We start from the raw sequence: 22,264 nt of genomic DNA on the forward strand, positions 1-22,264 counted from the left end.
CCCCGGCGGGGGTCCGGCTACGCCCGGCCGCCCTCCGGCCGCCGGTCGGCCAGTTCCGGCTCGACCCCCTCGCGCAGCGGACGGGCGGACGGCCGCCCGGATCCGCCGCGCCAGGTGGCGAACGCGGCCGAGGTCGCGGCCACCACCGCCACCCCGAGCACCCAGCCGCCCACCACGTCACTGGTCCAGTGCACGCCGAGCGTGATCCGGCTGAGCCCGGTCACCACCATGACCAGCAGGGCGGCGGTCCACAACGCGACCCGGCCCCGGCGGCTGTCGCGCACGAACGGCAGGAACACCAGCAGCAGCACACCCGCCGCCAGCGTGGCGTTGAGCGCGTGACCGGACGGGAAGGAGTAGCCGGCGGCCCGGGCCACCGGGTCCAGCAGATCCGGCCGGTCCCGGCCCACGAGCAGCTTGAGCAGCGCGCCGAGCAGCCCGCCCGCGACCATGGTGACCACCACCCAGACCGCGAGGCGGGGCGCGCCGCGCCGGACCAGCCACACCACCACCACGACCGCTGCCACCCGCAGCGGGCCGGGCCCGAACACGTGCGTCCAGACCGTCATCACACCGGCCCAGGCGGGATGGGCCTGCGCGTACCCGTGGAACGCGTCGGTGATCGAGGCGTCCAGCCGCAGCAGGGGCGGCCAGGCGCCGAGCACCAGCAATGCGAGCAGGGCGAACGGCACCAGCACCAGGAACGCCGCGGCCACGGTCAGGGTGAGCCGCAGGCCCAGCGAGTGCTCGGGGTCGAGGCGGCGGCTCCGCCACGACCGGTGCGTGACCGTCGCCCCGGTGGTCTCCATGGGCTTCCCCTACCCACCCGGGGACGGGATCAGACCGGTTCAGCGACGGGTCTGCCGGAACCGGCGAACCATCAACGCGGTGCCGGTGACGAGCGCGACGAACAGGGCCAGGCCGGTCCAGAGCCGCTCCGGCGCGGAGACGTCCGTCTGGCCCGCCGGCCGCGCGTTCCAGCTCTCCGCCGTACGCCCGAGCGGGTCGCCGCCCCGGCCCGCCGCGGCGGCCCGGGTGTCCCGCTCGTCGCCGGGCGCCGGCCCGAAGCCCACCACGCCGGGGGAGTCGTTGTCGTCGAGCGGGTTGTGACCCACCGGCGGCACGTCGGCGGTGAGCGCGGCCACCGGGTCGACCAGGCCGTAGCCGAACCGGTCGTCCCGGCCGGTCGGACCGAGATCCCGGGCGGTGGCGATCAGCCGGTTGACCACGTCCCCGGCCGACATCTTCGGATAGCGTGCGCGGACCAGGGCAGCCGTCGCGGCGACGAGCGGCGCGGCGAAGCTCGTCCCCTGCACCCGCCAGTAGCCCTCCGGCCGGGCGCCGTAGAGCCCGGTGGCCGGGGCACTGAGCACCGTCTCGTGACCCGTGATCGAGCCGGACCAGAGGTTCTCGCTGGTCCGCTCCAGCCCGGCGACGGCGAGCACACCCGGCTCCCGGGCCGGGTACCAGACCTCGGTGGTCGTCGAGGTGGCCAGGTTGCCGGTGCAGGCGACCACCACCACGTTCCGGGCGAACGCGTAGTCGAGCGCCGCGGCCAGGGCCGGGTTGTCGCTGCTGCCGCCGAGCGACAGGTTGACCACCTGGGCGCCGTTGTCGACCGCCCAGCGCACCGCCTTGGCGATGATCAGCGCGTCGTCGTAGCGGTTCTCGGCGTCGAGGACCCGGACCGGAAGGATCTTGGCGTCCGGCGCCAGCCCCAGCACGCCCCGGTCGTCGTCGGCCCGCCCGGCGATCAGCCCGGCGACAGTGGTGCCGTGCCCCACCGGGTCCGGGCCGTCCGAGCCGTCCGGCGTCACCAGGTCCAAGCCGGGCAGCACCTGACCGGCCAGGTCGGGATGGGTGCCGTCCACACCGGAGTCGATCACCGCGACCACCACGCCGCGCCCGGTCGAGGTGCGCCACGCGGTCCTCGCCCGCAACTCCTCCAGCTGCCACTGCTCGTCGCGTACCTGGTCGGTGCGCAGCAGGAGGTCGGGGCTCACCCAGGGGCGCACCACAGTGGCCGGGGCGGCGGGTGCGGCATGGGCCGGCGGCGCCAGCGGACCGGCCACGGTGACCAGCGCCGACACGGCGGCGAGCAGCGCGCGTCCGGCGCGACGCCGGGGCAGCCCACCGGGCGGTCCCTGCCGATCCCCTGTCACATTCCCCAGCCGTTCGGTCGCCTCAGACACATGCTGCACGGAGATTACCGGTTGTCCCGACCGTGACGGGGCAACTCGGCCAGCCCGATCACCCGGGCGGGAGATGCGCCAGCTGCACCAGGCGCACCCCCTCCCGACGGGTGACCAGACGCGCCCGGCCCGGGGGCAGCGGACCGGCCTTCACCTGACCGACGAGCGCACCCTCCTCCGGGCCGCCCGACATCACCAGCCCGGCCGTGGACAGCTCGCGCAGCCGCTGCACGATCGGCTCGTACGCGGTCCGCCCGGCACCGCCGGTACGCCGCGCCAGCACCAGGTGCAGCCCGACGTCCCGGGCGTGCGGCAGGTGGTCCTCCAGCGCCCGCAGCGGGTTCGTCGGCCCGCCGGCCACCAGGTCGTAGTCGTCCACGAGCACGAACAGCTCCGGCCCCTTCCACCACGACCGGCTGCGCAGCTGCGCCGGGGTCACCTCCGGCCCCGGCTGCCGCCCCTGGAGATAGCCGGCGGCCGACTCGATCAGCTCGGCGGTGTGCGGCGCGGCAGTGCCGTACCCGATCAGGTGCGGGGTCTCGATCACGCCCATCAGGCTGCGCCGGTAGTCCACAAGCATCACCCGGGCCTGCTCCGGGGTGAACCGGTTGACGATCGAGGTGGCGAGCGCGCGCAGGAACGACGACTTGCCGCACTCGGCGTCGCCGAAGACCACGAAGTTCGGCTCGGTGGCGAAGTCCAGCACCACCTGGGACAGGTCCGCCTCGGCCACGCCGATCGGGAACGCCAGCCCGCTCGTCGCGCTCTGGTCCAGCTCGGCGTACGGCAGCACCGGTGGAAGCAACCGCACCCGGGGCGCGGACGGACCGGTCCACGCGCCGGCCACCGCCTTGACCAGGTCGGCGGTCTCCGCGCCGAGCGCCTCGACACGGGGCTCGGCGGTGAGGAAGTGCAGCCCGCCCGCCGTGATGCCGCGACCCGGACGCTCCTCCGGCACGGTGGCCGCCAGCGCCCGCTTGACCACCACCGAGTCGGCCGGGTCGCCGAGACGCAACTCCAGCCGGGAGCCGAACAGGTCGCGGATCGCCGGGCGGAAGTCCGACCAGCGCAGGGCGCTCGCCACCACGTGCACCCCGTACGCCAGGCCCCGCGTGGCAAGTTCGGTGACCAGCGGTTCCAGGTCCTCGTACTCGCCGCGCAACGTGTTCCACCCGTCCACCACCAGGAACACGTCCCCGAACGGGTCCGGCGCGCCCGCCGCCCGCCGCCGTCGCCACGCGGCCATCGACTCCACACCGGTCTCGGCGAAACGCCGTTCCCGCTCGGCCAGCAGGCCGGCGACCTCGCCCACGGTACGGCGCACGGCGGTGCCGTCGGTCCGCCCGCTGACGCCGCCCACATGGGGCAGGTCGCGCAGCGTGCCGAGCGTCCCGCTGCCGAAGTCGAGGCAGTAGACCTGCACCTCGGCCGGGGTGTGGGTGAGCGCGAGCGCGCAGACCAGCGTGCGCAGCAGGCCGGACCGGCCGCTGCGGGTGGTGCCGACCACCGCGAGGTGCCCGGCCGCGCCGTCCAGCGCCAGCCAGAGCAGGTCACGCCGCTGCTCGAACGGCTTGTCCACCACCGCCACCGGCACCTGCAGCGACCCGTGCAGCTCCGGATTGGCGACCGTCAGCCCGCGTACTGGGTCGGTGCCGACCGGGCCGAGCAGCTCGTCCAGGTCGGGGGAGGCATCCAGCGGCGGCAGCCACACCTGGTGCGCCGGCGGGCCCTGCCCGGCCAGCCGGTCCACGAGCAGGTCGAGGAGCGTCTCGCCGCCGTCGTCCTCGGCGGGCAGGGCGACGGGCGCGGGCGGCTCAGGCACGGGGACCAGGTGGGTGGAGAACGCGAGCACGCGCGCCTCACCGGCGCCGGACGCGCCCGCCGCACCGCCGCGGCGGCGGACCGCGCCGGAGACGTACGCGGCCCGGAACCGGACCAGCGGGTCGGTGCCCGAGCGCAGGTAACCGTGCCCCGGGCTGCGCGGCAACTCGTGCGCGTCCGGCACGCCCAGCACCGTCCGGGACTCCAGTGCCGAGAACGTCCGCAACCCGATCCGGTACGACAGGTGCGTGTCCAGCCCGCGCAGCCGCCCCTCCTCCAGCCGCTGGCTCGCCAGCAGCAGGTGCACCCCGAGCGACCGGCCCAGCCGCCCGATCTGCACGAACAGGTCGATGAAGTCGGGCTTGGCCGACAGCAGCTCGGAGAACTCGTCGCAGATCAGCAGCAGCGACGGCAGCGGGGCCAGCGGCGAGCCGGCCGCCCGGGCCCGCTCGTAGTCGCGCACGCTCGCGAAGTTGCCGGCCCGGCGCAGCAGCTCCTGCCGGCGCATCAGCTCACCGTTTATCGCGTCCACCATCCGGTCCACCAGCGGCAGCGCGTCGGCCAGGTTGGTGATCACGGCGGCGGTGTGCGGCAGCCGCTCGAACGGCGCGAACGTGGCGCCGCCCTTGAAGTCGACGAGCACGAAGTTGAGCTGCTCCGAGCTGTGCGTGGCGGCCAGCCCGAGCACCAGCGTGCGCAGCAGCTCCGACTTGCCGGAGCCGGTCGCGCCGATCAGCAGGCCGTGCGGGCCCATGCCGTCCTGCGCCGACTCCTTCAGGTCGAGGTCGATCGCCCCGCCGTCGGCGCCCACCCCGATCGGCACCCGCAGCCGGTCCCGCGCGGCCCGGGGCGCCCAGCCCTGCTCGGCGGTGAAGCCCTCCGGGTCGCCGAGACCCAGCAGCTCGGGCAGGCCCAGCTCGGCGCCGGGCGGCGCGTCCGGTCCGCGTACCGTGCCGGCCAGCCGCAGCGGCGCGAGCCGCCGGGCCACCGCCTCGGCGTCGGCGGGCGCCAGCGCGTCGGCGGCGCCCACCTCGGCGTGCCCCTGGACGGAGTGCGAGTGCAGCCGGCCGTCGACCAGGTCGAGCAGGAGCGCGTACCGGTCGAGCAGCCGGGGCGGCGGGGTGTCCAGGTCGAGCACGGTGACCGCGTCGATGCCGCCGTCACCGGCCAGGTCGGTCGCGCCGGTCAGGTCGCCGCCGTCGAGCACCACCACGACGTGCGGCCCGTCGGTCGCGGTGCCGTGCGGGCTGAACCGGGACCGGGCGCCGAGCACGTCGTCGAGCAGCCGCTCCAGGTCGGCGGCGGAACTGGTGACCAGCCGCACCGGGCCCAGCGCGTCGGCACGCGCCGGATGGTGCGCGTGCGGCAGCCACTTCACCCACTCCCAGGCACTTCGGCGTTCCGGCCCGGCGCAGACCGCGATCAGCAGCTCGTCCGGCGCGTGGAAGACGGCGAGCTGGGTGAGCACCGCCCGGGCCAGCGCCTGCGCGGCGGGCGATCCGGCGCCGCGTACCGGGCCGGCCGGGCCGCGTACGAAGACCCGGGCGAAGCTGCGCAGCGACAGCGCCACCGGCAGGTCCGGCACCACCGAGTACGCGTCCAGGAAGCGCCGCAGCGCCCCGGCCGTCATCGGTTCCAGCTCCTCCAGCGGGCGGGTGACCGGCGGGACCAGCGGGGTGGCCAGCGTCTGCGGCCCCACACCGACCCGGACCACGGCGAAGTCCGGGTCACCCGGACGGCGTTCCCAGACCCGGTGACTGTCGACAGTCGACCAGAGTCGCCCCGGTTCGGGATGGCGGTAGGACAGCCCGGCCCGCTGGGCCCCCGCGGTCTCCCGCACCCGGCGCCGGAGCGTGGCCAGGTGGCGCAGGTACTCCCGGCGGGCGGCCATCAGCTCGGACTTCTTCGGCCCGGCGCTGCCCCAGGTGGTCACCAGCATCGCCAGCGAGGAGAGGCCGAACATGCCGCCCACCACGTACGAGTAGGCCCCGCCGCCGCGGCCGAACATCATCGCCATGGCCACCGTCCCGCCGAGCATCGGCAGCACCATCAGCGCCTGCTGCCAGCGCCCGCCCGCAGCGGCGGGGATCTCCGGCGGGGCCTCGACGGGCAGCTCACCGACCGGGATCTCCGGGGCCGGGCGGCGTGGTGGCCGCTTGATGACGACAGTGGACACTCACCCTCCCCGAAAGTGGCTCTGGGTAACCCGAGCCTGGCTCATCGTAGGTAAAGTCCTCTCGTCCGTCAGCCCACCCCCTCCGCCCGATATGGAGATGCCTCGATGACAAGCGGGCTCGCCCGGGTCACGATCAGCGCGCCCAGGCGGCGGGTCGACGTGGCCCTACCGGAGCAGGTGCCCCTGGCCGAGCTGCTGCCCGAGGTGCTCCGGCACGCCGGTGAGGGACTGGCCGACGACGGGGAACGGCACGGCGGATGGGTGCTGCGCCGCACCGACGGCGCGGTGCTGGCCACCGCCCAGGCGTTGCTGCCGCAGGGCGTCCGCGACGGTGAGGTGCTGCACCTGGTGCCGGCCCGCGTCCAGTGGCCAGAGTTGGAGTACGACGACGTGGTCGAGGCGATCGTGGACGGCGCCCGGCGCCAGGGCGCCGCCTGGTCGGGCCGGGCCACCCGGGCCGCCGCGCTCGCCGGTGCCGCCGTACCCCTCGCGGTCGGGCTGGTCGCCGTGGTCGCCGCCGGTCCGGGCGCGCGCGGCTGGCCGGTCGCCGCGGCGGTCGCCCTGATCCTGGTGCTCACCGCCACCGCCGCGTCCCGGGCGTACGGGGACGGCCCGGTCGGCGCCACGCTCGGCGGGTACGCGCTGCCCTGGGCCGCGGTGGCCGGTGCGCTGGCCGTCGCCTCGGGCGATCCGGTCGGCCCGATCCCCGGCCTGCGCTGGGTGGGCGCCCCCGAACTGCTGGTGGGCTCGGTGGCGCTGCTGCTGGTGGCGGTGCTCGGCCTGCTCGGCGTGGCCAGCCGGTCCCGCGTCTTCGTGGCCGGGGTGACTGTCGGCGTGGCCGGCGTGGCGGCAGCGCTCGGTGGGCTGCTGCTCGACCCGGACGGCACCGCCGCGGTCCTGCTCGCCGTGCTGGTGTTCGCGCTCGGCGGGCTGCCGCTGCTGGCCATCCGGGTCGGCAAGCTGCCGCTGCCGCCGCTCACCCTGCCCAGCCCGGCCGGCACCCGCGACCTGCCGGACCGGGGCCGGGTGCACGCGGCGGTGGCCCGCGCCGAGGAGGTGCTCACCGGGATGCTGCTCGGCCATGCGGTGCTGGCCGTCGGCGCGGTCGCGGTGCTCGTCTCCGTCGGCCGGACCGCCGGGCTGCTGCTCGCCGCCGTGGCCTGCGGGGTGCTGCTGCTGCGCTCCCGCCTGTTCGTGGCGGTACGGCACCGGGTGCCCGCGATCGTCGCCGGGCTGGCCGGGTTCGCCCTGCTCGGCGTGGTGCTGGCCGACCGGGCCGGTCCGGGTGGCCGGCTCGCGCTGACTGTGGGCGGGCTGGCCCTGGCCCTGACGGCGGTCACCGCCGGGGCCACGTACGCCCGGCGCCCGGTCTCCCCGTACCTCGGCCGGCTGGCCGACCTGACCGACACCGCGCTCGTGGTCGCTGTCGTGCCGGTGGCCTGTGCGGTGCTCGGCCTCTACGACCGGGCCCGCGACCTGCTCGCCTGAACACGCGGAGGCCCGGGTCGCGAAGCGCGACCCGGGCCCCCGGCAGGCGTGATCGTCAGTGCAGCGTCTCGCCGCGCTCCTCGGCCTCCTTGGCGCGCCGGTACGAGGCGGCGATCTCCGCCTCGGCCTCGACCCGGCCCACCCAGGTCGCGCCCTCGACCGACTTGCCCGGCTCCAGGTCCTTGTAGACCTCGAAGAAGTGCTGGATCTCCAGCCGGTCGAACTCGCCCAGGTGGTGGATGTCGCGCAGGTGCTCCTGACGCGGGTCCTCGTAGGGCACGCAGAGGACCTTGTCGTCGCCGCCCTTCTCGTCCGTCATCCGGAACATGCCGATGGTGCGGCAGCGGATCAGGCAGCCCGGGAACGTGGGCTCGGGCACCAGCACCAGCGCGTCCAGCGGGTCGCCGTCCTCGCCCAGGGTGCCCTCGATGAACCCGTAGTCGGCCGGGTACTGCGTGGAGGTGAAGAGGGTGCGGTCCAGCCGGATGCGGCCGGTCGCGTGGTCTACCTCGTACTTGTTGCGGTGACCCTTGGGGATCTCAACCGTGACGTCGAAATCCATCTTCCACGCTCCCTCGTTTGCCCACGCTGGCTAACGGAAACCAGCGGCTCACCCCCGGCGCGGGGTGAACGCCCCCCGTCGGCTCCGGCCGCCGCATAGTGTTCGGACCGAAGTAGTGTCGCCCAAGGCGATTTCGAGCGGGGAGGAGGGGGCCGTGGGGAGGGAAGATTCACACTACCGCCCCGAGAGGGTTGACGGGCGCGGGTCCGCCGGTTCCGGTTCCGGCGGCGCCACCGGACGGGTGTCCGTCCCGGGGGCGAACGTCCCTCATCGTCCCTCTCCGGCCACCGGGTCCGCCCGCGTCGGCCCGCCGTACCCCGGTTCCGGCCCGGCGCACCACGGTTCCGGCCCGGCGAGCGGCTCGGCCCGCGTCGGGCCGCCGCACGACCCGGCGGCGCCGCTGAACTGGCCCGGCGCGCCGGCATCGATCCCGGTCAGCCCGCCGGTCCCGCCGGTCGGCGCCGCGCCGCCCGTACCCTCCGGGCCGCCCCCGGCTCGACCGCGACGCCGCCTGCGGCTCGTCGCGGCGCTCGCCTGCGTGCTGGTGCTGGCCCTGGCGGTGGCCGGGCTCGCCGTGCTGCGCCCCGGCCCGGTCGCCGGGTGGCTGGGCGACGACGACAGCACGGGTACGGCGGTCGCCGCGCCGCCCGAGCCCTCCCCGCAGGCCGTGCTGGCCGGGCCGGACGGCAACGCCCCGCTGCCCACCGAGGCCGGCATCCGCTCCGCCCTGGACCCGCTGGTCCGCGCCGCCGCGCTCGGCGACCGGGTGCACGTGTCGGTGGCCGACGTGAGCACGGGCCAGGCGCTCTACGGCAGCGGCCAGGACACGCCCACCGTGCCCGCCTCGGTGACCAAGCTGGCGACCGGCGTGGCGGTGCTCGCCGCGCGTGGCCCGGCCTACCGGATCCCGACCCGCGCGGTGGCCGGGGCGAACCCGGGCGAGGTGGTCCTGGTGGGCGGCGGTGACCCCACGCTCGCCGTGGACAAGAACGGCTTCTACCCGGGCGCGGCCCGGCTGGACGACCTCGCCGCCCAGGTGCGCGACGCGCTCGGCGGCACCGCCCCGACCAAGGTGATCGTCGACTCGTCGCTGTTCAGCGGCCCGGTCTTCGAGCCCGGCTGGGACGCCGACATCCCCACCGGCGGCTTCGGCGCGGCGATCACCGCGTTGATGACCGACGGCGCCCGGAAGAACCCGGCGGAGGCGCGGCGCACCGCCGAGCAGACCAACCACGCCGCCGAGCGGGTGCCGCAGCCCGACCTGACCGCCGGCCGGCAGTTCGCCAAGCTGCTCGGCCTGACCGGCGGCGCCGCCCAGGTCACCCGGGGCACCGCGCCGGCCGCGGCCGGGGCCACGGGCACCGCCGCCGGCGCCGAACTCGGCACTGTCGAGTCCCTGCCGATGATCCGGCTGGTCGACATCATGATCAGCGACAGCGACAACGTGATCGCCGAGGCGATGGCCCGCCAGGTGGCGCTCGCCAAGGGCAAGCCCGGCTCGTTCGTCGGCGGTGCGGCGGCCACCGACCAGGTGCTCGGTGAGCTGGGCCTGCCCGCCGGCGAGATCAGCCTGGCCGACGGCAGCGGGCTGTCCCGCACCAACCGGATCAGCCCCTCGCTGCTCACCGACCTGATCACGCTCGCCGGCAACGGCAGCCACCCCGAACTGGCGGCGATCTTCGGCGGTCTGCCCGTCGGTGGCTGGTCCGGCACGCTCGACGAGCGCTACCGGGCGGCGGCGACCCGCGCCGGAGCGGGCGTCGTCCGAGCCAAGACCGGCACGCTGAGCGGCGTCAACGCGATCGCCGGCACGGTGACCACAGCCGACGGCCGGCTGCTCACGTTCGCCGTGCTCACCGACCGCACACAGGGCTCGCTGGACGAGACCCGGGCGGCGCTGGACCGGATCAGCTCCGCGCTGGCCGGGTGCGGCTGCCGCTGACCGACGGGCGTCGATCGGCCGGCGCGAGCCCGGGTGGGGGTGTTCCGGCGCGGGTACGGTGGGTTCATGGCGCAGTTCGTGGACTGGGATCTGGCCGCCGCTACCGCGGGGGCGCTGAGCAAGTCGGGCCCTCGGGTGTCGTACGCCGAGGCCACCGACGTGGTCGGCGACCTGCGCCGGCTGACCGACGAGGCGGCCGGTCACGTCGCCGACTACACCGGCCTGCGGGCGCAGGTCGCGCACCCGCCGGTGCGCGTGGTCGACCGCCGGGACTGGGCGGCGGCGAACATCGCCGGGCTGCGTGAGGTGGTCTCCCCGCTGGTCGAACGCCTCTCCGGCGACAAGCGGCCCGGCGCGCTCACCGAGGCGATCGGCTCCCGGGTCACAGGTGTGCAGGCCGGCACCGTGCTGGCGTACCTCTCCGGCCGTGTGCTCGGCCAGTACGAGGTCTTCGCCGGCGACCCCGGCCAGCTGCTGCTGGTGGCGCCGAACATCCTCGAGGTCGAACGGAAGCTCGGCGCCGACTCGCGCGACTTCCGGCTCTGGGTGTGCCTGCACGAGGTCACCCACCGCACCCAGTTCACCGCCGTGCCGTGGATGCGCGCGTACTTCCTCGGCGAGGTGCAGGCGTTCGTGGACGCCTCCCAGGGCGGCGAGCACCTGCTGGAACGGCTGCGCCGCGGCGTCGCCACGCTCTCCGACGCGGTGAAGGACCCGGAGAGCCGGGCCAGCGTGCTGGACATCGTGCAGACCCCGGCCCAGCGCGCCGTGCTGGACCGGCTGACCGCGCTGATGACGCTGCTGGAGGGCCACGCCGAGTTCGTGATGGACGGCGTGGGTCCGCAGGTCATCCCCAGCGTCGAGTCGATCCGGGCGGCGTTCAACCGGCGCCGCGAGTCCGGCAACCCGCTGGAGAAGGCGATCCGGCGGCTGCTCGGCATCGAGGTCAAGATGCGCCAGTACGCCGAGGGCCGCAAGTTCGTGCACGGCGTGGTCGACCGGGTGGGGATGCAGGGCTTCAACAAGATCTTCTCGTCCCCGCTGACGCTGCCCCGCCTGGACGAGCTGGGCGACCCGGACGCCTGGGTGTCCCGCGTACACGGGCCCGCCGGTGCCACCCCGCCCGTCGGCTGATCCGCCCGGCCCGGCTGGTTCCGGCGGCCCGGCTGGTTCCGGCGGCTCGGCTGGTTCGGGGGCTCGGTCGCGTCGCTCTCCGTCGCCCGCTCCCGCCGTCGCCGCCGTGCGGCTCGCCGTCCGCCGGATGCTGACCGGCCTGCCCGGCGCCGGCCCGGTGCTGGTGGCCTGCTCCGGTGGGGCCGACTCGCTCGCGCTCGCCGCCGCCACCGCGTTCGTGGCCCCCCGGCTCGGGCGCCCGGCCGGGCTGGTGACGGTCGACCACGGCCTGCAGGCCGGATCCGCCGAACGGGCCGAGGCGGTCGCCGGCTGGGCCCGCGCCGAAGGGCTCGACCCGGTCGAGGTGCTTCCGGTACGCGTGGACGGCCGGCCCGGCGGCCCGGAGGCGGCCGCCCGCGAGGCCCGGTACGAGGCGCTGAGCGCCGCCGCCCACCGCTGCGAGGCAGCCGGGGTGCTGCTCGGGCACACGCGCGACGACCAGGCCGAGACCGTCCTGCTGGCGCTGGCCCGGGGCGCCGGACCGCGCGGGCTGTCCGGGATGCCGGAGCGGCGCGACGTCGGCGGGGTGCCCCTGTTGCGGCCACTGCTCGACATTCCGCGCGCCGACACCCGGGCCGCCTGCGCCGCGCTCGGACTCGACCCGTGGGCGGACCCGCACAACGCCGACCCCGCGTACGCCCGGGCGCGGGTCCGGGCCGACGCGCTGCCGGCGCTCGTCGACGCGCTGGGGCCGGGGGTGGTGGCGAACCTCGCCCGTACCGCCGGGCTGCTCGCGGCCGACAACGCCGCGCTCGACGCGCTCGCCGACGCCGCGCTCGCCGACGTCCGCACCGCTGACGGCGGGCTCTGTGTCGCCGGGCTCGCCGAGTTGCCGGCCGCCGTCCGTACCCGGGTGCTGCACACCTGGGCCCGCGAGCTGGGCGCGACGCCGGGCGCGCTGTCCCACAGTCACGTGGCGGCACTGGACGCCCTGGTCACGGGTTGGCACGGACAGGGCCCGGTGCACCTGCCCGGCAACCACCAGGTACGCCGCCAAGCCGGCCACCTCCTGCCCTGACCCGGTGGGGGCTGGCCCCCCGCCCTCGCCCGGTGATCAAGGACTTCGGGTCACGTTCCGGCCCTCCCCAGCCCTCAAACTCCTTGATCACCGCCGTGAGGGCGGGGTGGGGCGGGGCGGGGGTGGGGGCGGGGCGGGACTGGAGCAGGGGCGGGGGTGTCAGGTGGATTGGCGGTCTCGGAAAGTGGTGCGGTAGGCCAGGGGGGTGGTGCCGACCCGGCGGGTGAAGTGGTGCCGCAAGGCCGCCGAGTCACCGAAGCCGGCCTGCTCGGCGACGCTCTCCACGCTCAGTGAGGTGTCCTCCAGCAGGTGCCGGGCCAGCAGCACCCGCTGGTTGGTCACCCAGTCGTGCGGGGTCGTTCCGGTCTCCGCGCGGAACCGGCGCGCGAACGTGCGCGGCGCCATCCCGGCGCGTGCCGCCAGCTCGTCCACTGTCACCTGTCGGCGCAGGTGTCCCATCAGCCATTCCAGCACCGGTTCCAGGGTGGGCGCCTCCGGCGCCTTGGGGATCGGCGCCTCGACGTACTGCGACTGGCCGCCGTCGCGGTGCGGCGGCACGACCATCCGGCGGGCCAGCCGGGTCGCCACCGCCGAGCCGTGCTCCTGGCGTACCAGATGCAGGCAGGCGTCGATGCCGGCGGCGGTGCCGGCGCTGGTGAGCAGCCGGTCGTCCTGGACGTAGAGCGAGTCGCACTGGACCCGGGCGGCCGGGAAGCGCTGCTGGAGTTCGTCGGTGTACCGCCAGTGGGTGGTGCAGTCGCGCCCGTCGAGCACGCCCGCCTCACCGAGGACGAAGGCGCCGGCGCAGACGCTCAGCAGCCAGGCGCCCCGGTCGGCGGCGCGGCGCAGCGCGGCGAGCACCGGCTCGGGGAGCGGGGTGCCGTCGGCGTGCGCGGGCACCGCCACCAGGTCGGCGTCCTCGACCGGGCCCAGGTCGGCGGTGGGGGTGAGCAGGAACCCGGAGCGGCTGCGGACCGGGCCGCCGTCGGCGGTGCAGACGTCGAACCGGTAGCCGGGGAAGCCGTCGGCGGTGCGGTCGGTGCCGAAGACCTCGGCGAGCACGCCGAGTTCGAACGCGGCGACCTGGTCCATGGCGATGACGGCGACCGAGCGGAGCATGTGACGAGGGTAACCCGACAGGTGGCAGTAAATCGATGCCCAATGACATTCCTGCCACTGTCCGGATCGGTCGGTGGCCCGCAGAATCAATGGTGTCCGGTGCGCACCGGCGGCGAAAACAGTCTCAACCACCTGAAAGTGAGCGCCGCCATGACCGTTCTGCTGCTCCTGCTCTTCCTGCTCCTCCTCGTCGGCGCCAGCGCCTTCGGGTTCACCGCCGACACCCGCGACTCGGCCGACTGGAAGCCGAGCGACGACGGGCAGCGCTGGCACTCCCGTACCTGCTGAGGTGATTTATTCAGTTCGCGCCGAAAATCCTCGGCGGGACCGCGCCAAAAGGGGCGGCCCCGCCGACGGCGGCGCCGGGGCGTACGGCAGGCTAGGAGCATGGCTGACGGCTCCTGGTACGACGCCGACATCGACCACGTGATCATCTCGGAGGCGCAGATCCGCGACAAGACCGCGGAGCTGGCCAAGCAGGTCTCGGCGGACTACGCCCACGTCGAGGACGGCCTGCTGCTCGTGTGCGTGCTCAAGGGAGCGGTCATGTTCATGGCCGACTTCGCCCGCGCGCTGGGCCGCCAGGGCCCGCCCGCCGAGCTGGAGTTCATGGCCGTCTCGTCCTACGGCCAGGGCACCACCTCGTCCGGCGTGGTCCGCATCCTCAAGGACCTGGACCGGGACATCGCCGGCCGTCACGTGGTGGTCGTCGAGGACATCGTCGACTCCGGCCTGACGCTGTCCTGGCTGCTGCGCTACCTGGAGTCGCGCTCCGCGGCGAGCGTCGAGGTGGTCGCGCTGTTCCGCAAGCCGGACGCGGTCAAGGTGCAGGTCCCGGTCAAGTACGTCGGGTTCGACATCCCCACCGAGTTCGTCGTCGGCTACGGGCTCGACTTCGGCGAGCGGTACCGCGAGGTGCCCTACGTCGGGGTGCTCAAGCCCGAGGTGTACGCGCGGGCCTGAGGATTCGCCGAGCCCTTCGTCAGCTGACATTCAGCGGGCTCTCAGTCTTCCGGTCTACGGTAGGGACCGGTGACGTGGAGGCACTCTCCACGCCCGGCCCCTCGAACCGCGTGACCGTGCGGTGTGGGCGGGCTGGGTGGGAGCTCCCCGCCACGCCGGCTCCAAACCCGGGTTCGCCCTACGCGTAAGTGCCGGGCTCGCAAGCTCACGCGTCGCCCGAACGGTGTACCGTCGAATGACCGTGGTGCGGCAGTTTGCGTGCCTCGGGGGTCGGGCCGGCCCGCACGGCGGCCCCGGCCGCCGCTCAGGGCGGCGACACCATTCAGACGGTCAGGACGTCGATCAGGAGGATGCGGGCGCCTCGGCACCCGACTACAGCATGGAACGTACGCGTTTCTTCCGCCGACCGGTGGTCTGGATCATCCTGGTCATCCTCGGCGCCGTTGTGCTCAGTCAACTGTTCACCGCTGGTCCCAGCTACCACCGGGTGGACACGTCCGTCGCGCTCGACCAGCTCAACAAGGGCGGCATCGAGAAGGTCGTCTTCCAGGACAAGGAGCAGACGCTCCAGCTCGACCTGAAGGACAAGGCCAAGTTCGACGGCGACACCACCACTGACAAGATCGAGGCGCAGTTCCCGTACGAGGTCGGCGGCCAGGTCTGGAACCAGGTACGCGAGGCCGAGGCGGCGGACCGGATCACCGGCCCGGTCGACACGAAGGTGTCGTCGGACAGCATCTGGGTCAGCCTGCTGGTCAACCTGCTTCCCATCGCGCTGCTCGTGCTCCTGCTGCTGTTCTTCATGTCGCAGATGCAGGGCGGCGGCTCCCGGGTGCTCAACTTCGGCAAGTCCAAGGCGAAGATGATCACCAAGGACACGCCGAAGACCACCTTCGCTGACGTCGCGGGTGCGGACGAGGCCGTCGAGGAACTGCACGAGATCAAGGACTTCCTGCAGAACCCGGCGAAATACCAGGCCCTGGGCGCCAAGATCCCGAAGGGCGTGCTGCTGTTCGGCCCGCCCGGTACCGGTAAGACGCTGCTGGCCCGCGCGGTCGCCGGCGAGGCCGGGGTGCCCTTCTACTCCATCTCCGGCTCCGACTTCGTCGAGATGTTCGTCGGTGTCGGCGCCAGCCGTGTCCGCGACCTGTTCGAGCAGGCCAAGTCGAACGCCCCGGCGATCGTCTTCGTCGACGAGATCGACGCGGTCGGCCGGCACCGTGGCGCCGGCATGGGCGGCGGTCACGACGAGCGGGAGCAGACGCTCAACCAGCTGCTGGTCGAGATGGACGGCTTCGACACCAAGGGCGGCGTCATCCTGATCGCCGCCACCAACCGGCCGGACATCCTCGACCCGGCGCTGCTGCGCCCGGGCCGGTTCGACAGGCAGATCCCGGTCGACGCCCCCGACATGGAGGGCCGCAAGGCCATCCTGCGGGTGCACGCCAAGGGCAAGCCGTTCACGCCCGACGTCGACCTCGACGCGGTCGCCCGGCGTACCCCGGGCTTCAGCGGCGCCGACCTGGCCAACGTGATCAACGAGGCCGCGCTGCTCACCGCTCGCAAGGAGCAGCGGGCGATCACCAACGACTCCCTGGAGGAGTCGATCGACCGGGTGATCGCCGGCCCGCAGCGCCGGACCCGGGTGATGAGCGACCAGGAGAAGAAGATCACCGCGTACCACGAGGGTGGGCACGCGCTGGTCGCCTGGGCGCTGCCGCACGCCGCGCCGGTGCACAAGGTGACCATCCTGTCCCGGGGTCGCTCGCTGGGTCACACGCTCGTCCTCCCGACGGAGGACAAGTACACCCAGACCCGGGCCGAGATGATCGACACCCTGGCGTACGCGCTGGGTGGCCGGGCGGCCGAGGAACTCGTCTTCCACGAGCCGACCACCGGCGCCGGCAACGACATCGAGAAGGCCACCCAGCTGGCCCGCGCGATGATCACGCAGTACGGCATGAGCTCCAAGCTCGGTGCGATCAAGTACGGCACCAGCGGCGACGAGCCGTTCCTCGGCCGCAACATGGGCCACGAGCGGGACTACTCCGACGCGGTGGCCGCCGAGATCGACGGCGAGATGCGCGCGCTGATCGAGCTGGCCCACGACGAGGCCTGGGAGATCCTGGTGGAATACCGGGACGTCCTGGACAACATGGTCCTGGAGCTGATGGAGAAGGAGACGCTCTCCACCGCCGACATGGCCCGGATCTGCGCGCGCGTGGTCAAGCGCCCGCCGATGGCGCCGTACCACGGCTTCGGCAAGCGTCAGCCCTCCACCGAGCCGCCGGTGCTCACGCCGGCCGAGAAGGAGGCGCTGGCGGCGCAGTCCCGCGCCGACGCCGCTGCCTCGATCGGTGGTTCCAGCAACAACTCGGACGGTACGCACTGAACAGCGATCCGACGACGGCCGGCTCCCCGCACAGGGAGTCGGCCGTCTCCGCAACCGAGCCCGACGGCGACGACGCGCTCGACTACGTGGCCGCGCGCCTGATCAGCGGCAAGCTCACCGGTGGCCCGGTGGAGGACAGCGTCGACCTCGCCCGGATCGAGAAGGCGGTCCGCGAGATCCTCATCGCGGTCGGCGAGGACCCGGACCGCGACGGCCTCCAGCAGACGCCGGCCCGGGTCGCCCGCGCGTACGCCGAACTCTTCGCCGGCCTGCGCGTCGACCCGGCGCAGGTGCTCCGCACCACGTTCGAGGCCAACCACGAGGAACTGGTGCTCGTCCGGGACATCGACGTGATGAGCCTCTGCGAGCACCACCTGCTGCCGTTCCGGGGCAGCGCGCACATCGGCTACATCCCCGGCCCGGACGGCCGGATCACCGGCCTGTCCAAGCTGGCCCGCCTGGTCGAGGTGTTCGCCCGCCGGCCGCAGGTGCAGGAGCGGCTCACCTCGCAGATCGCCGACCTGCTGATGTCCAGCCTCGCGCCGCGCGGGGTGATCGTGGTGCTGGAGTGCGAGCACATGTGCATGGCGATGCGCGGCATCCAGAAGTCGGGCGCGAAGACCATCACGTCGGCCGTGCGCGGCGGCCTCCAGAACGACGCGAAGTCGCGGGCCGAGGCGATGGCGCTGATCATGGCCCGCTGACCCTCGACCGGCACCGACGGCCGCGTACTCCCGCCCGGGAGGGCGCGGCCGTCGTCAGTCGGGCAGCATGGCCAGCAGCAGACCGGCGGCGGTGAGCACCGCCGGGACCAGGCAGACCAGGGCGCCGAAGCGGGGCGTCCGGTCCACCCGGTCGGTGGGCCGCGGGCGGAAGACGCGCCCCACCGCGAGCCAGCCCAGCATGAACGCCACAGCCGGCAGCGGCAGCCCCACGAGCAGCGCCAGCACCGTCACCGGCCCCGGACCGGCGACCGCGTACAGCACGAGCTGGAGCAGCGGCACCACGAGCGCCAGCGGCCCGTACACCAGCAGGTTGCGGGGCCGGGACGGCCATCGGGCCAGCCGCGGCAGGCCACGCGCGCTCAGCGTGTCGTCCGCGGCGTCCGCCCAGTCCCCGGCCGCGCGCAGCGCCGCCAGCACCGCCGACGGCCCGCCCGCCATCGACCGGGCCGCCTCGGTCACCTCCGGTGGCGTCGGGACCAGCGACATCGCCGGTACGCCCAGATCACGCAGCCGGGACTGCTGCGGCGCCAGCCGTTCGCGTACCGCGGTCAGCTCCTCGCGGGCCGCGGCCACGGACCGCGCCTGCTCCCCGGCGGCGGTGGCCGCCGCCCGGCGTACGCCGTCGAGCGCCCGCGCGGCCGCGACGTACTCCGCCCAGGCCGACTCGGCGGGGTCCGCCACAGTGGTCGGCCCACCCGAGCGGGGCCCCGGTACGGCCGTGCCGATCTCACTCATGCCGCCCCTCCCTGGCGCGGTCCGTCACCTGCGGGCCCGGCTCGACCCGCGCGGTCGCCACCTCGGCCGTGCCGAACGGCACGAAGACGGTGCCCTGCTCGTCCGGGCCGTCCCAGAGCACCGCGCGACCCGGCCGGGGCCGCCACCAGACCGGGCGGTCGAAGAGCTGCTCCAGCCGGCCGCCCGGCACGTCGGTGACCGCCACGGCGGTGAGCTTGTCCACCTCGCCCTCCGGGCCGAGCAGCCCGGCCAGCGGAGCCGGTGTCCGCCACCACCCGAGCAGGTGCCGGCCGGCCGGCGGTCCCTCCAGCAGCAGCGTCCGCAGCAGGTCGGGCGGCAGCTCGCCGGCGTCCGGCACGTCCAGCCCGAACACCACCAGGTAGCCCGGCTCGTCCGACTCCATGGCGGTCCGCAGCCCGGCCACGTCGACGGTCTCCACCCGGTGGCGTCCGGCCAGTTCGGCGGCGAGCACCCCGGCCGGCTCGGCGGACCCGTTCGCCAGCGGCGCCAGCACGAACCGGGCCGCGCCCGGATGCGCCGCCGCGGCGCTGCGTACCGCCGTGACCAGCAGGCGCTCGGCCTCCTCGTCCCGCCCCAGGACGGCCAGGTTCCGCCCCGCGCCCGGCCCCAGCGGCACCGTGACGGTGGACCGCCGCACGTCGACCGCCCGGCCGAGCAACGCGGCGGGCGCGTGGGCCCGGCCGGCGAGCGCGGCCCGGTGCCGCGGATCGTTGGCGAGCAGCGGACGGGCGAACCCGGCGAAGACCACCGGCGGCGTCGCGGACTCGCCCCGCCCCTCCCAGAGCCGCCGCCGCAGGCCGCTCAGAACCTCGGGATCCTCGTACGGGTCAGGGAAGCGGATCATCCGCTCGTGTCCCCGGGTCGCGCCGCGCGGACCGCCCAGACCACCCGCCGTGTTCACCACCGCGCTGCCCACCGGCAGCCCGGCCGCCGAGTCGTTCGCCGGCTCCAGCACCGCTGAGCCGCCGGGCAGCGCCACCCGCACCGGGAACTGGCCGAGCAGCGGGTCGCGCGGACCGCCGATGCCCAGGTCGCCCTCGCCGGCCAGCACCAGGTGGATCCCGTACGACCGGCCGGCGCGGGCGAGCGCGTCCAGCCGGGCCAGCAGGTCGGCGGCGAGCCGGTCCCGCTCGCGCAGCGCCAGCGGGAAGTTGTCGACCACGCAGACGATCCGGGGCAGCGGCTGGTGCTCCCGCAGCTCGGCGTAACGCTGCCCACCGGCCCGCCGGGACGCCTCCTCGCGGCGGCGCAGCTCCGCCTCCAGCTCGCCGAACAGGTCGGCCAGGTACTCCCGGTCGGCCGCCATCCCGGCGGCACGCACCTGCGGCACCCAGGAGCGGTCCCGTTCGGTCTGGAGGAACTCCACGAAGGACTCGCCGTCGGCCAGGTCGGCCAGGTAGAGCGCCAGCTCGTCCGGGCCGTACCGGGCGGCGAGGCCGAACAACGCGTCGGTCAGGAACGCCGACCGGCCCGCCTGACCTCGGCCGCTGACCAGCCAGTGCGGGGTCAGCTCGGTGAAACCGAGACTGACCGGGCGCCCGGCGGCGTCACCGACTGTGGTGCTCAGCCCGTCGGCCGAGCCGGCCGTCCAGAGACCGTCCGCCGGCAGCAGGTCCCGCAGGGAAAGCCGGGAGCCGTCCTCGATCTGCCGGGCCAGCCGCGCGCACATGGCGGCGACCAGGTCGGCGGGCGGATCGTCGTCGAGGAACACGGGCGAGTTCAACCCGCCCGGCGGCTCGGCGCCGGGACTGCTGAGGCCGGCGCCGGGCGGGTCACCGACCAGCGCGTACGCGGTGCGAACAGTGACCGCTGTGGCGCGCGGCAGCGGGCTGCCGTCCGGCCAGCCGGCGAGCACCAGATGCAGCCCGGCGCGCGGCCCGCCCTCGGCCAGCCCGGCGAGCCGGTCCAGGTCGGCGGTTGTCGTACCGTCGGGCAGCGCCGCGACCACGAGCAGCAGCGTCCGGTCGTGCCCGCGCTGCCGGGCCGTCCCGGCCGCCACCCACTGCTCCGCCTCGGCCAGCACCGCGCGCATCCCGGCGAGGTCGGTGGCGGGCGGCGGCAGCAGACCGGCATCGGCGAGCGGCGCGTACCCGGCGAATGTCTCACCGGACCCGCCGTCGACCGCACGTGCCAGCAGCGCACCCGCCGGAGTGGCGGCGAACACGCGCAGCAGCAGCGCGCGGAGCAGCCCGGCCACCCGGGCGTCCGAGGCGTCGGCGTCGAGGCTCAGGTGCCCGCTGCCGAGCAACGGCACCAGCGCGGGGAAGCGGGCGTCGTCGAGCGGCGCCGCGGTGCCCACCCGGACCAGCGGCGGCAGGCCGTCACCGGGAGGGGTCGCCGCGGTCAGCGTCTCCAGCGGACCGCCGGCCCAACCGGGCGCCGCCAGCTCGGCCGCCGCGCGCAGGCGCTCGGCCAGCTCGTACTGCCGGTGGTGGTCGGCCGGTGCGGGCCGGATCTCGTCGAGGATGCCCGCCGCCGCCGTCGCGGCGGCCTCGGCCCGGCGGTGCAGCGCGGCGGCCCGGCCGGCGCGCGCCTTCGGAGTCGCCACCGCGTCCACCTCTCTTTCCGAGGCCGACATGTCCTCCCCGAGGTGTGACGGTAACCCAGTCGGGGGCCGTCCACCGGGATGTCGGTCGGCGCGGTGAGCTGGTCGGCGGTGAGCAGCCTCACCCCGCCCCCGGGCAGGGTCCGCCCGGCGGTTCGCCACGATCCGCCCGTTCCAGCCATTGGGTACGCGAGGCGCAGCCGATAGCCTCAGGAGGTGGAATCAGTGCAGCCCCCCGCCGGTTCCCAGGTGTCCCGAGTACCGGCGCAGCGGACCCCGCCGGAGCAGTTGGCGCCCCCCGCGCCCGCTCCCGCCCCGGTACGCCCCAAGCGCCCGGTGCGCACCGTGCTCGCGGTCGTCGCAGGGGTGGTGGCGGTGCTGTGCACTGTCGGCGGGGTGGTCGGGTTCGTGCTGTACGACCGCGCCACCGCCCCGGACCGAAGCGCCCCCGACGTCGTGGTGGACAACTATCTCCGAGCGTTCCTCGCGGACCGCAACGACACGAAAGCCGAGGAATTCGACTGCGATGGAAGGACGGACGCGGACGCATTGCGAGCGCTTCGCGACGACCTCGTAGCCCGGGAGCAGCGTTTCAGCACGACGATCTCGGTGAGCTGGGGACCGCTGGCCGTCCAGCAGTCCGGCGAGTCCGCAGTGGTCGAGGTCGAACTCATCATCTCCGCCTCCGTCGAGGGCATCTCGCAGAGCGACCGACAGAGGTGGCGTTTCGAGACGAGACGCGAGGACGGGTGGGGCGTCTGCTCGGCGCAGCGCGCCGACTGACTGCGGGGCTACTCCAGCCAGAGCAGGTGAACCGGCACCTCCAACGTGGTCGGTGCCTGCCCGCGCCAGGCCCACCGGTACCACTCCAGCTCCAGGGCCACCCGTACGCAGATGTCCCCGTCCGCGCCGGAGTAGGTCTCGGTGACGGCACGCAGGTCGCGCCGTTCCACGCCGTTGTCCACGTGCACCACGCGCCGCCCGGTCACCGCGTCGGCCTCGAACACCGGCGTCGGCGGCCGGCGTTCGGGCACGTCCAGCGAGACGAGCCGGAGTCCCGGGGCGGTCGCCCCGGTGGCCGTGTGCCGTTCGCCGATGGTCTCCACCCAGACCCGTTCCACAGGCACCAGCGGGGCGAACACCTCCACCTGCTCGGCCTCGGCCCGGTACCACTCGTGTTCCGGGATCACCGGCACGTAGGTGCGGCTGCCCTGGACGACCCGCTCGTCGGCCCGCAGGTCGCCGCGCCAGCCGAGACCGGGCAGGCCGACGAGCACGCGGCGGCCGCGCAGCTCGGCCCCGCCGGTGGCGGGGACGGTCTCCACCGGCCGGGGTGGCAGCGGCGCCCAGTCCGGCCGGTCGGCGAACGGGTCGGGCAGGGGATTGCTCATC

At 74.8% G+C, this 22,264-nt stretch carries 17 protein-coding genes; 9 read left to right on the forward strand and 8 right to left on the reverse strand.

Going from position 1 to position 22,264, the window contains the following annotated elements; all coding sequences use genetic code 11:
* Window positions 1-17: 17 nt before the first annotated feature.
* From ACN27C_RS09995 to eccCa, 3 genes are all read right to left on the reverse strand, one after another.
* The gene (locus ACN27C_RS09995) at window positions 18-809 is read right to left on the reverse strand and encodes a phosphatase PAP2 family protein (RefSeq protein ID WP_422750996.1); all 792 of its coding nucleotides are present in this window, start codon (window positions 807-809) and stop codon (window positions 18-20) included.
* A 39-nt stretch (window positions 810-848) separates the two neighbouring features.
* Window positions 849-2,162 (reverse strand): type VII secretion-associated serine protease mycosin, encoded by a 1,314-nt coding sequence (gene mycP, locus ACN27C_RS10000; protein WP_422750997.1) that lies wholly within the window; start codon window positions 2,160-2,162, stop codon window positions 849-851.
* A gap of 88 nt (window positions 2,163-2,250) precedes the next feature.
* Entirely contained in the window at window positions 2,251-6,189 is a 3,939-nt protein-coding gene (gene eccCa / locus ACN27C_RS10005; RefSeq protein WP_422750998.1) for a type VII secretion protein EccCa, read from the reverse strand.
* A 105-nt stretch (window positions 6,190-6,294) separates the two neighbouring features.
* On the opposite strand from eccCa, the gene eccD reads away from it, so the two are divergent.
* The gene (gene eccD, locus ACN27C_RS10010) at window positions 6,295-7,677 is read left to right on the forward strand and encodes a type VII secretion integral membrane protein EccD (protein WP_422750999.1); all 1,383 of its coding nucleotides are present in this window, start codon (window positions 6,295-6,297) and stop codon (window positions 7,675-7,677) included.
* Between the two features lie 55 nt (window positions 7,678-7,732).
* Here eccD and ACN27C_RS10015 read toward each other — a convergent pair whose 3' ends face one another.
* Complete coding sequence (locus ACN27C_RS10015; protein ID WP_013288994.1) at window positions 7,733-8,239, reverse strand: inorganic diphosphatase; 507 nt, start codon at window positions 8,237-8,239, stop codon at window positions 7,733-7,735.
* Between the two features lie 427 nt (window positions 8,240-8,666).
* Here ACN27C_RS10015 and dacB point away from each other — a divergent pair, with 427 nt between their 5' ends.
* The 3 genes from dacB to tilS all read left to right on the forward strand — a co-directional run bounded on the left by dacB (window position 8,667) and on the right by tilS (window position 12,372).
* Entirely contained in the window at window positions 8,667-10,181 is a 1,515-nt protein-coding gene (gene dacB / locus ACN27C_RS10020) for a D-alanyl-D-alanine carboxypeptidase/D-alanyl-D-alanine endopeptidase (RefSeq protein WP_422751605.1), read from the forward strand.
* Window positions 10,182-10,247: 66 nt separating this feature from the next.
* On the forward strand, window positions 10,248-11,315 hold the full coding sequence (locus ACN27C_RS10025; RefSeq protein WP_120574100.1) for a zinc-dependent metalloprotease: 1,068 nt from the start codon (window positions 10,248-10,250) through the stop codon (window positions 11,313-11,315).
* 127 nt (window positions 11,316-11,442) lie between these two features.
* Window positions 11,443-12,372, forward strand: a complete 930-nt coding sequence (tilS, locus tag ACN27C_RS10030; protein ID WP_422751606.1) for a tRNA lysidine(34) synthetase TilS — start codon at window positions 11,443-11,445, stop codon at window positions 12,370-12,372.
* Window positions 12,373-12,531: 159 nt separating this feature from the next.
* Here the strand turns inward: tilS and ACN27C_RS10035 are convergent, their stop codons facing one another.
* Entirely contained in the window at window positions 12,532-13,491 is a 960-nt protein-coding gene (locus tag ACN27C_RS10035; protein ID WP_252448238.1) for a GlxA family transcriptional regulator, read from the reverse strand.
* Between the two features lie 150 nt (window positions 13,492-13,641).
* Here ACN27C_RS10035 and ACN27C_RS10040 point away from each other — a divergent pair, with 150 nt between their 5' ends.
* The 4 genes from ACN27C_RS10040 (at window position 13,642) to folE (ending at window position 17,550) form a co-directional block, all read left to right on the forward strand.
* Window positions 13,642-13,779: a hypothetical protein gene (locus ACN27C_RS10040; RefSeq protein ID WP_162959290.1), complete on the forward strand. Its 138-nt coding sequence runs from the start codon at window positions 13,642-13,644 to the stop codon at window positions 13,777-13,779.
* Between the two features lie 99 nt (window positions 13,780-13,878).
* Complete coding sequence (hpt, locus tag ACN27C_RS10045) at window positions 13,879-14,454, forward strand: hypoxanthine phosphoribosyltransferase (protein ID WP_013288988.1); 576 nt, start codon at window positions 13,879-13,881, stop codon at window positions 14,452-14,454.
* Between the two features lie 379 nt (window positions 14,455-14,833).
* Window positions 14,834-16,846 (forward strand): ATP-dependent zinc metalloprotease FtsH, encoded by a 2,013-nt coding sequence (gene ftsH, locus ACN27C_RS10050; RefSeq protein ID WP_120572785.1) that lies wholly within the window; start codon window positions 14,834-14,836, stop codon window positions 16,844-16,846.
* 86 nt (window positions 16,847-16,932) lie between these two features.
* Window positions 16,933-17,550 carry a GTP cyclohydrolase I FolE gene (folE, locus tag ACN27C_RS10055; protein ID WP_013288986.1) on the forward strand — a complete coding sequence of 206 codons (618 nt, stop codon included), beginning with the start codon at window positions 16,933-16,935 and terminating at the stop codon, window positions 17,548-17,550.
* Window positions 17,551-17,604: 54 nt separating this feature from the next.
* Here folE and ACN27C_RS10060 read toward each other — a convergent pair whose 3' ends face one another.
* Together ACN27C_RS10060 and ACN27C_RS10065 are read right to left on the reverse strand one after the other, a co-directional pair.
* A complete protein-coding gene (locus tag ACN27C_RS10060; protein WP_422751000.1) occupies window positions 17,605-18,306 on the reverse strand; it encodes a hypothetical protein in 702 nt (233 codons plus the stop codon).
* Window positions 18,299-20,884 (reverse strand): FtsK/SpoIIIE domain-containing protein, encoded by a 2,586-nt coding sequence (locus tag ACN27C_RS10065; RefSeq protein WP_422751607.1) that lies wholly within the window; start codon window positions 20,882-20,884, stop codon window positions 18,299-18,301. The genes ACN27C_RS10060 and ACN27C_RS10065 overlap by 8 nt, the downstream gene beginning before the upstream one ends.
* Window positions 20,885-21,097: 213 nt before the next feature.
* Here ACN27C_RS10065 and ACN27C_RS10070 point away from each other — a divergent pair, with 213 nt between their 5' ends.
* Window positions 21,098-21,655 carry a hypothetical protein gene (locus ACN27C_RS10070; RefSeq protein WP_422751608.1) on the forward strand — a complete coding sequence of 186 codons (558 nt, stop codon included), beginning with the start codon at window positions 21,098-21,100 and terminating at the stop codon, window positions 21,653-21,655.
* A gap of 8 nt (window positions 21,656-21,663) precedes the next feature.
* Here ACN27C_RS10070 and ACN27C_RS10075 read toward each other — a convergent pair whose 3' ends face one another.
* Complete coding sequence (locus ACN27C_RS10075; protein WP_422751001.1) at window positions 21,664-22,263, reverse strand: hypothetical protein; 600 nt, start codon at window positions 22,261-22,263, stop codon at window positions 21,664-21,666.
* Window position 22,264 lies beyond the last annotated feature (1 nt).

It is taken from the genome of Micromonospora sp. WMMD1219 (assembly GCF_049315215.1).
Taxonomy (GTDB): Bacteria; Actinomycetota; Actinomycetes; order Mycobacteriales; family Micromonosporaceae; genus Micromonospora; species Micromonospora tulbaghiae.

Coding starts and splice junctions, on each gene's coding strand:
- hpt (WP_013288988.1), top strand. CDS start 13,879: ATGGCTGACGGCTCCTGGTACGACGCCGACATCGACCACGTGATCATC.
- ACN27C_RS10035 (WP_252448238.1), bottom strand. CDS start 13,491: ATGCTCCGCTCGGTCGCCGTCATCGCCATGGACCAGGTCGCCGCGTTC.
- eccD (WP_422750999.1), top strand. CDS start 6,295: ATGACAAGCGGGCTCGCCCGGGTCACGATCAGCGCGCCCAGGCGGCGG.
- ACN27C_RS10025 (WP_120574100.1), top strand. CDS start 10,248: ATGGCGCAGTTCGTGGACTGGGATCTGGCCGCCGCTACCGCGGGGGCG.
- ACN27C_RS10060 (WP_422751000.1), bottom strand. CDS start 18,306: ATGAGTGAGATCGGCACGGCCGTACCGGGGCCCCGCTCGGGTGGGCCG.
- ACN27C_RS10015 (WP_013288994.1), bottom strand. CDS start 8,239: ATGGATTTCGACGTCACGGTTGAGATCCCCAAGGGTCACCGCAACAAG.
- ftsH (WP_120572785.1), top strand. CDS start 14,834: ATGGAACGTACGCGTTTCTTCCGCCGACCGGTGGTCTGGATCATCCTG.
- ACN27C_RS10075 (WP_422751001.1), bottom strand. CDS start 22,263: ATGAGCAATCCCCTGCCCGACCCGTTCGCCGACCGGCCGGACTGGGCG.
- ACN27C_RS10040 (WP_162959290.1), top strand. CDS start 13,642: ATGACCGTTCTGCTGCTCCTGCTCTTCCTGCTCCTCCTCGTCGGCGCC.
- ACN27C_RS09995 (WP_422750996.1), bottom strand. CDS start 809: ATGGAGACCACCGGGGCGACGGTCACGCACCGGTCGTGGCGGAGCCGC.
- tilS (WP_422751606.1), top strand. CDS start 11,443: ATGCTGACCGGCCTGCCCGGCGCCGGCCCGGTGCTGGTGGCCTGCTCC.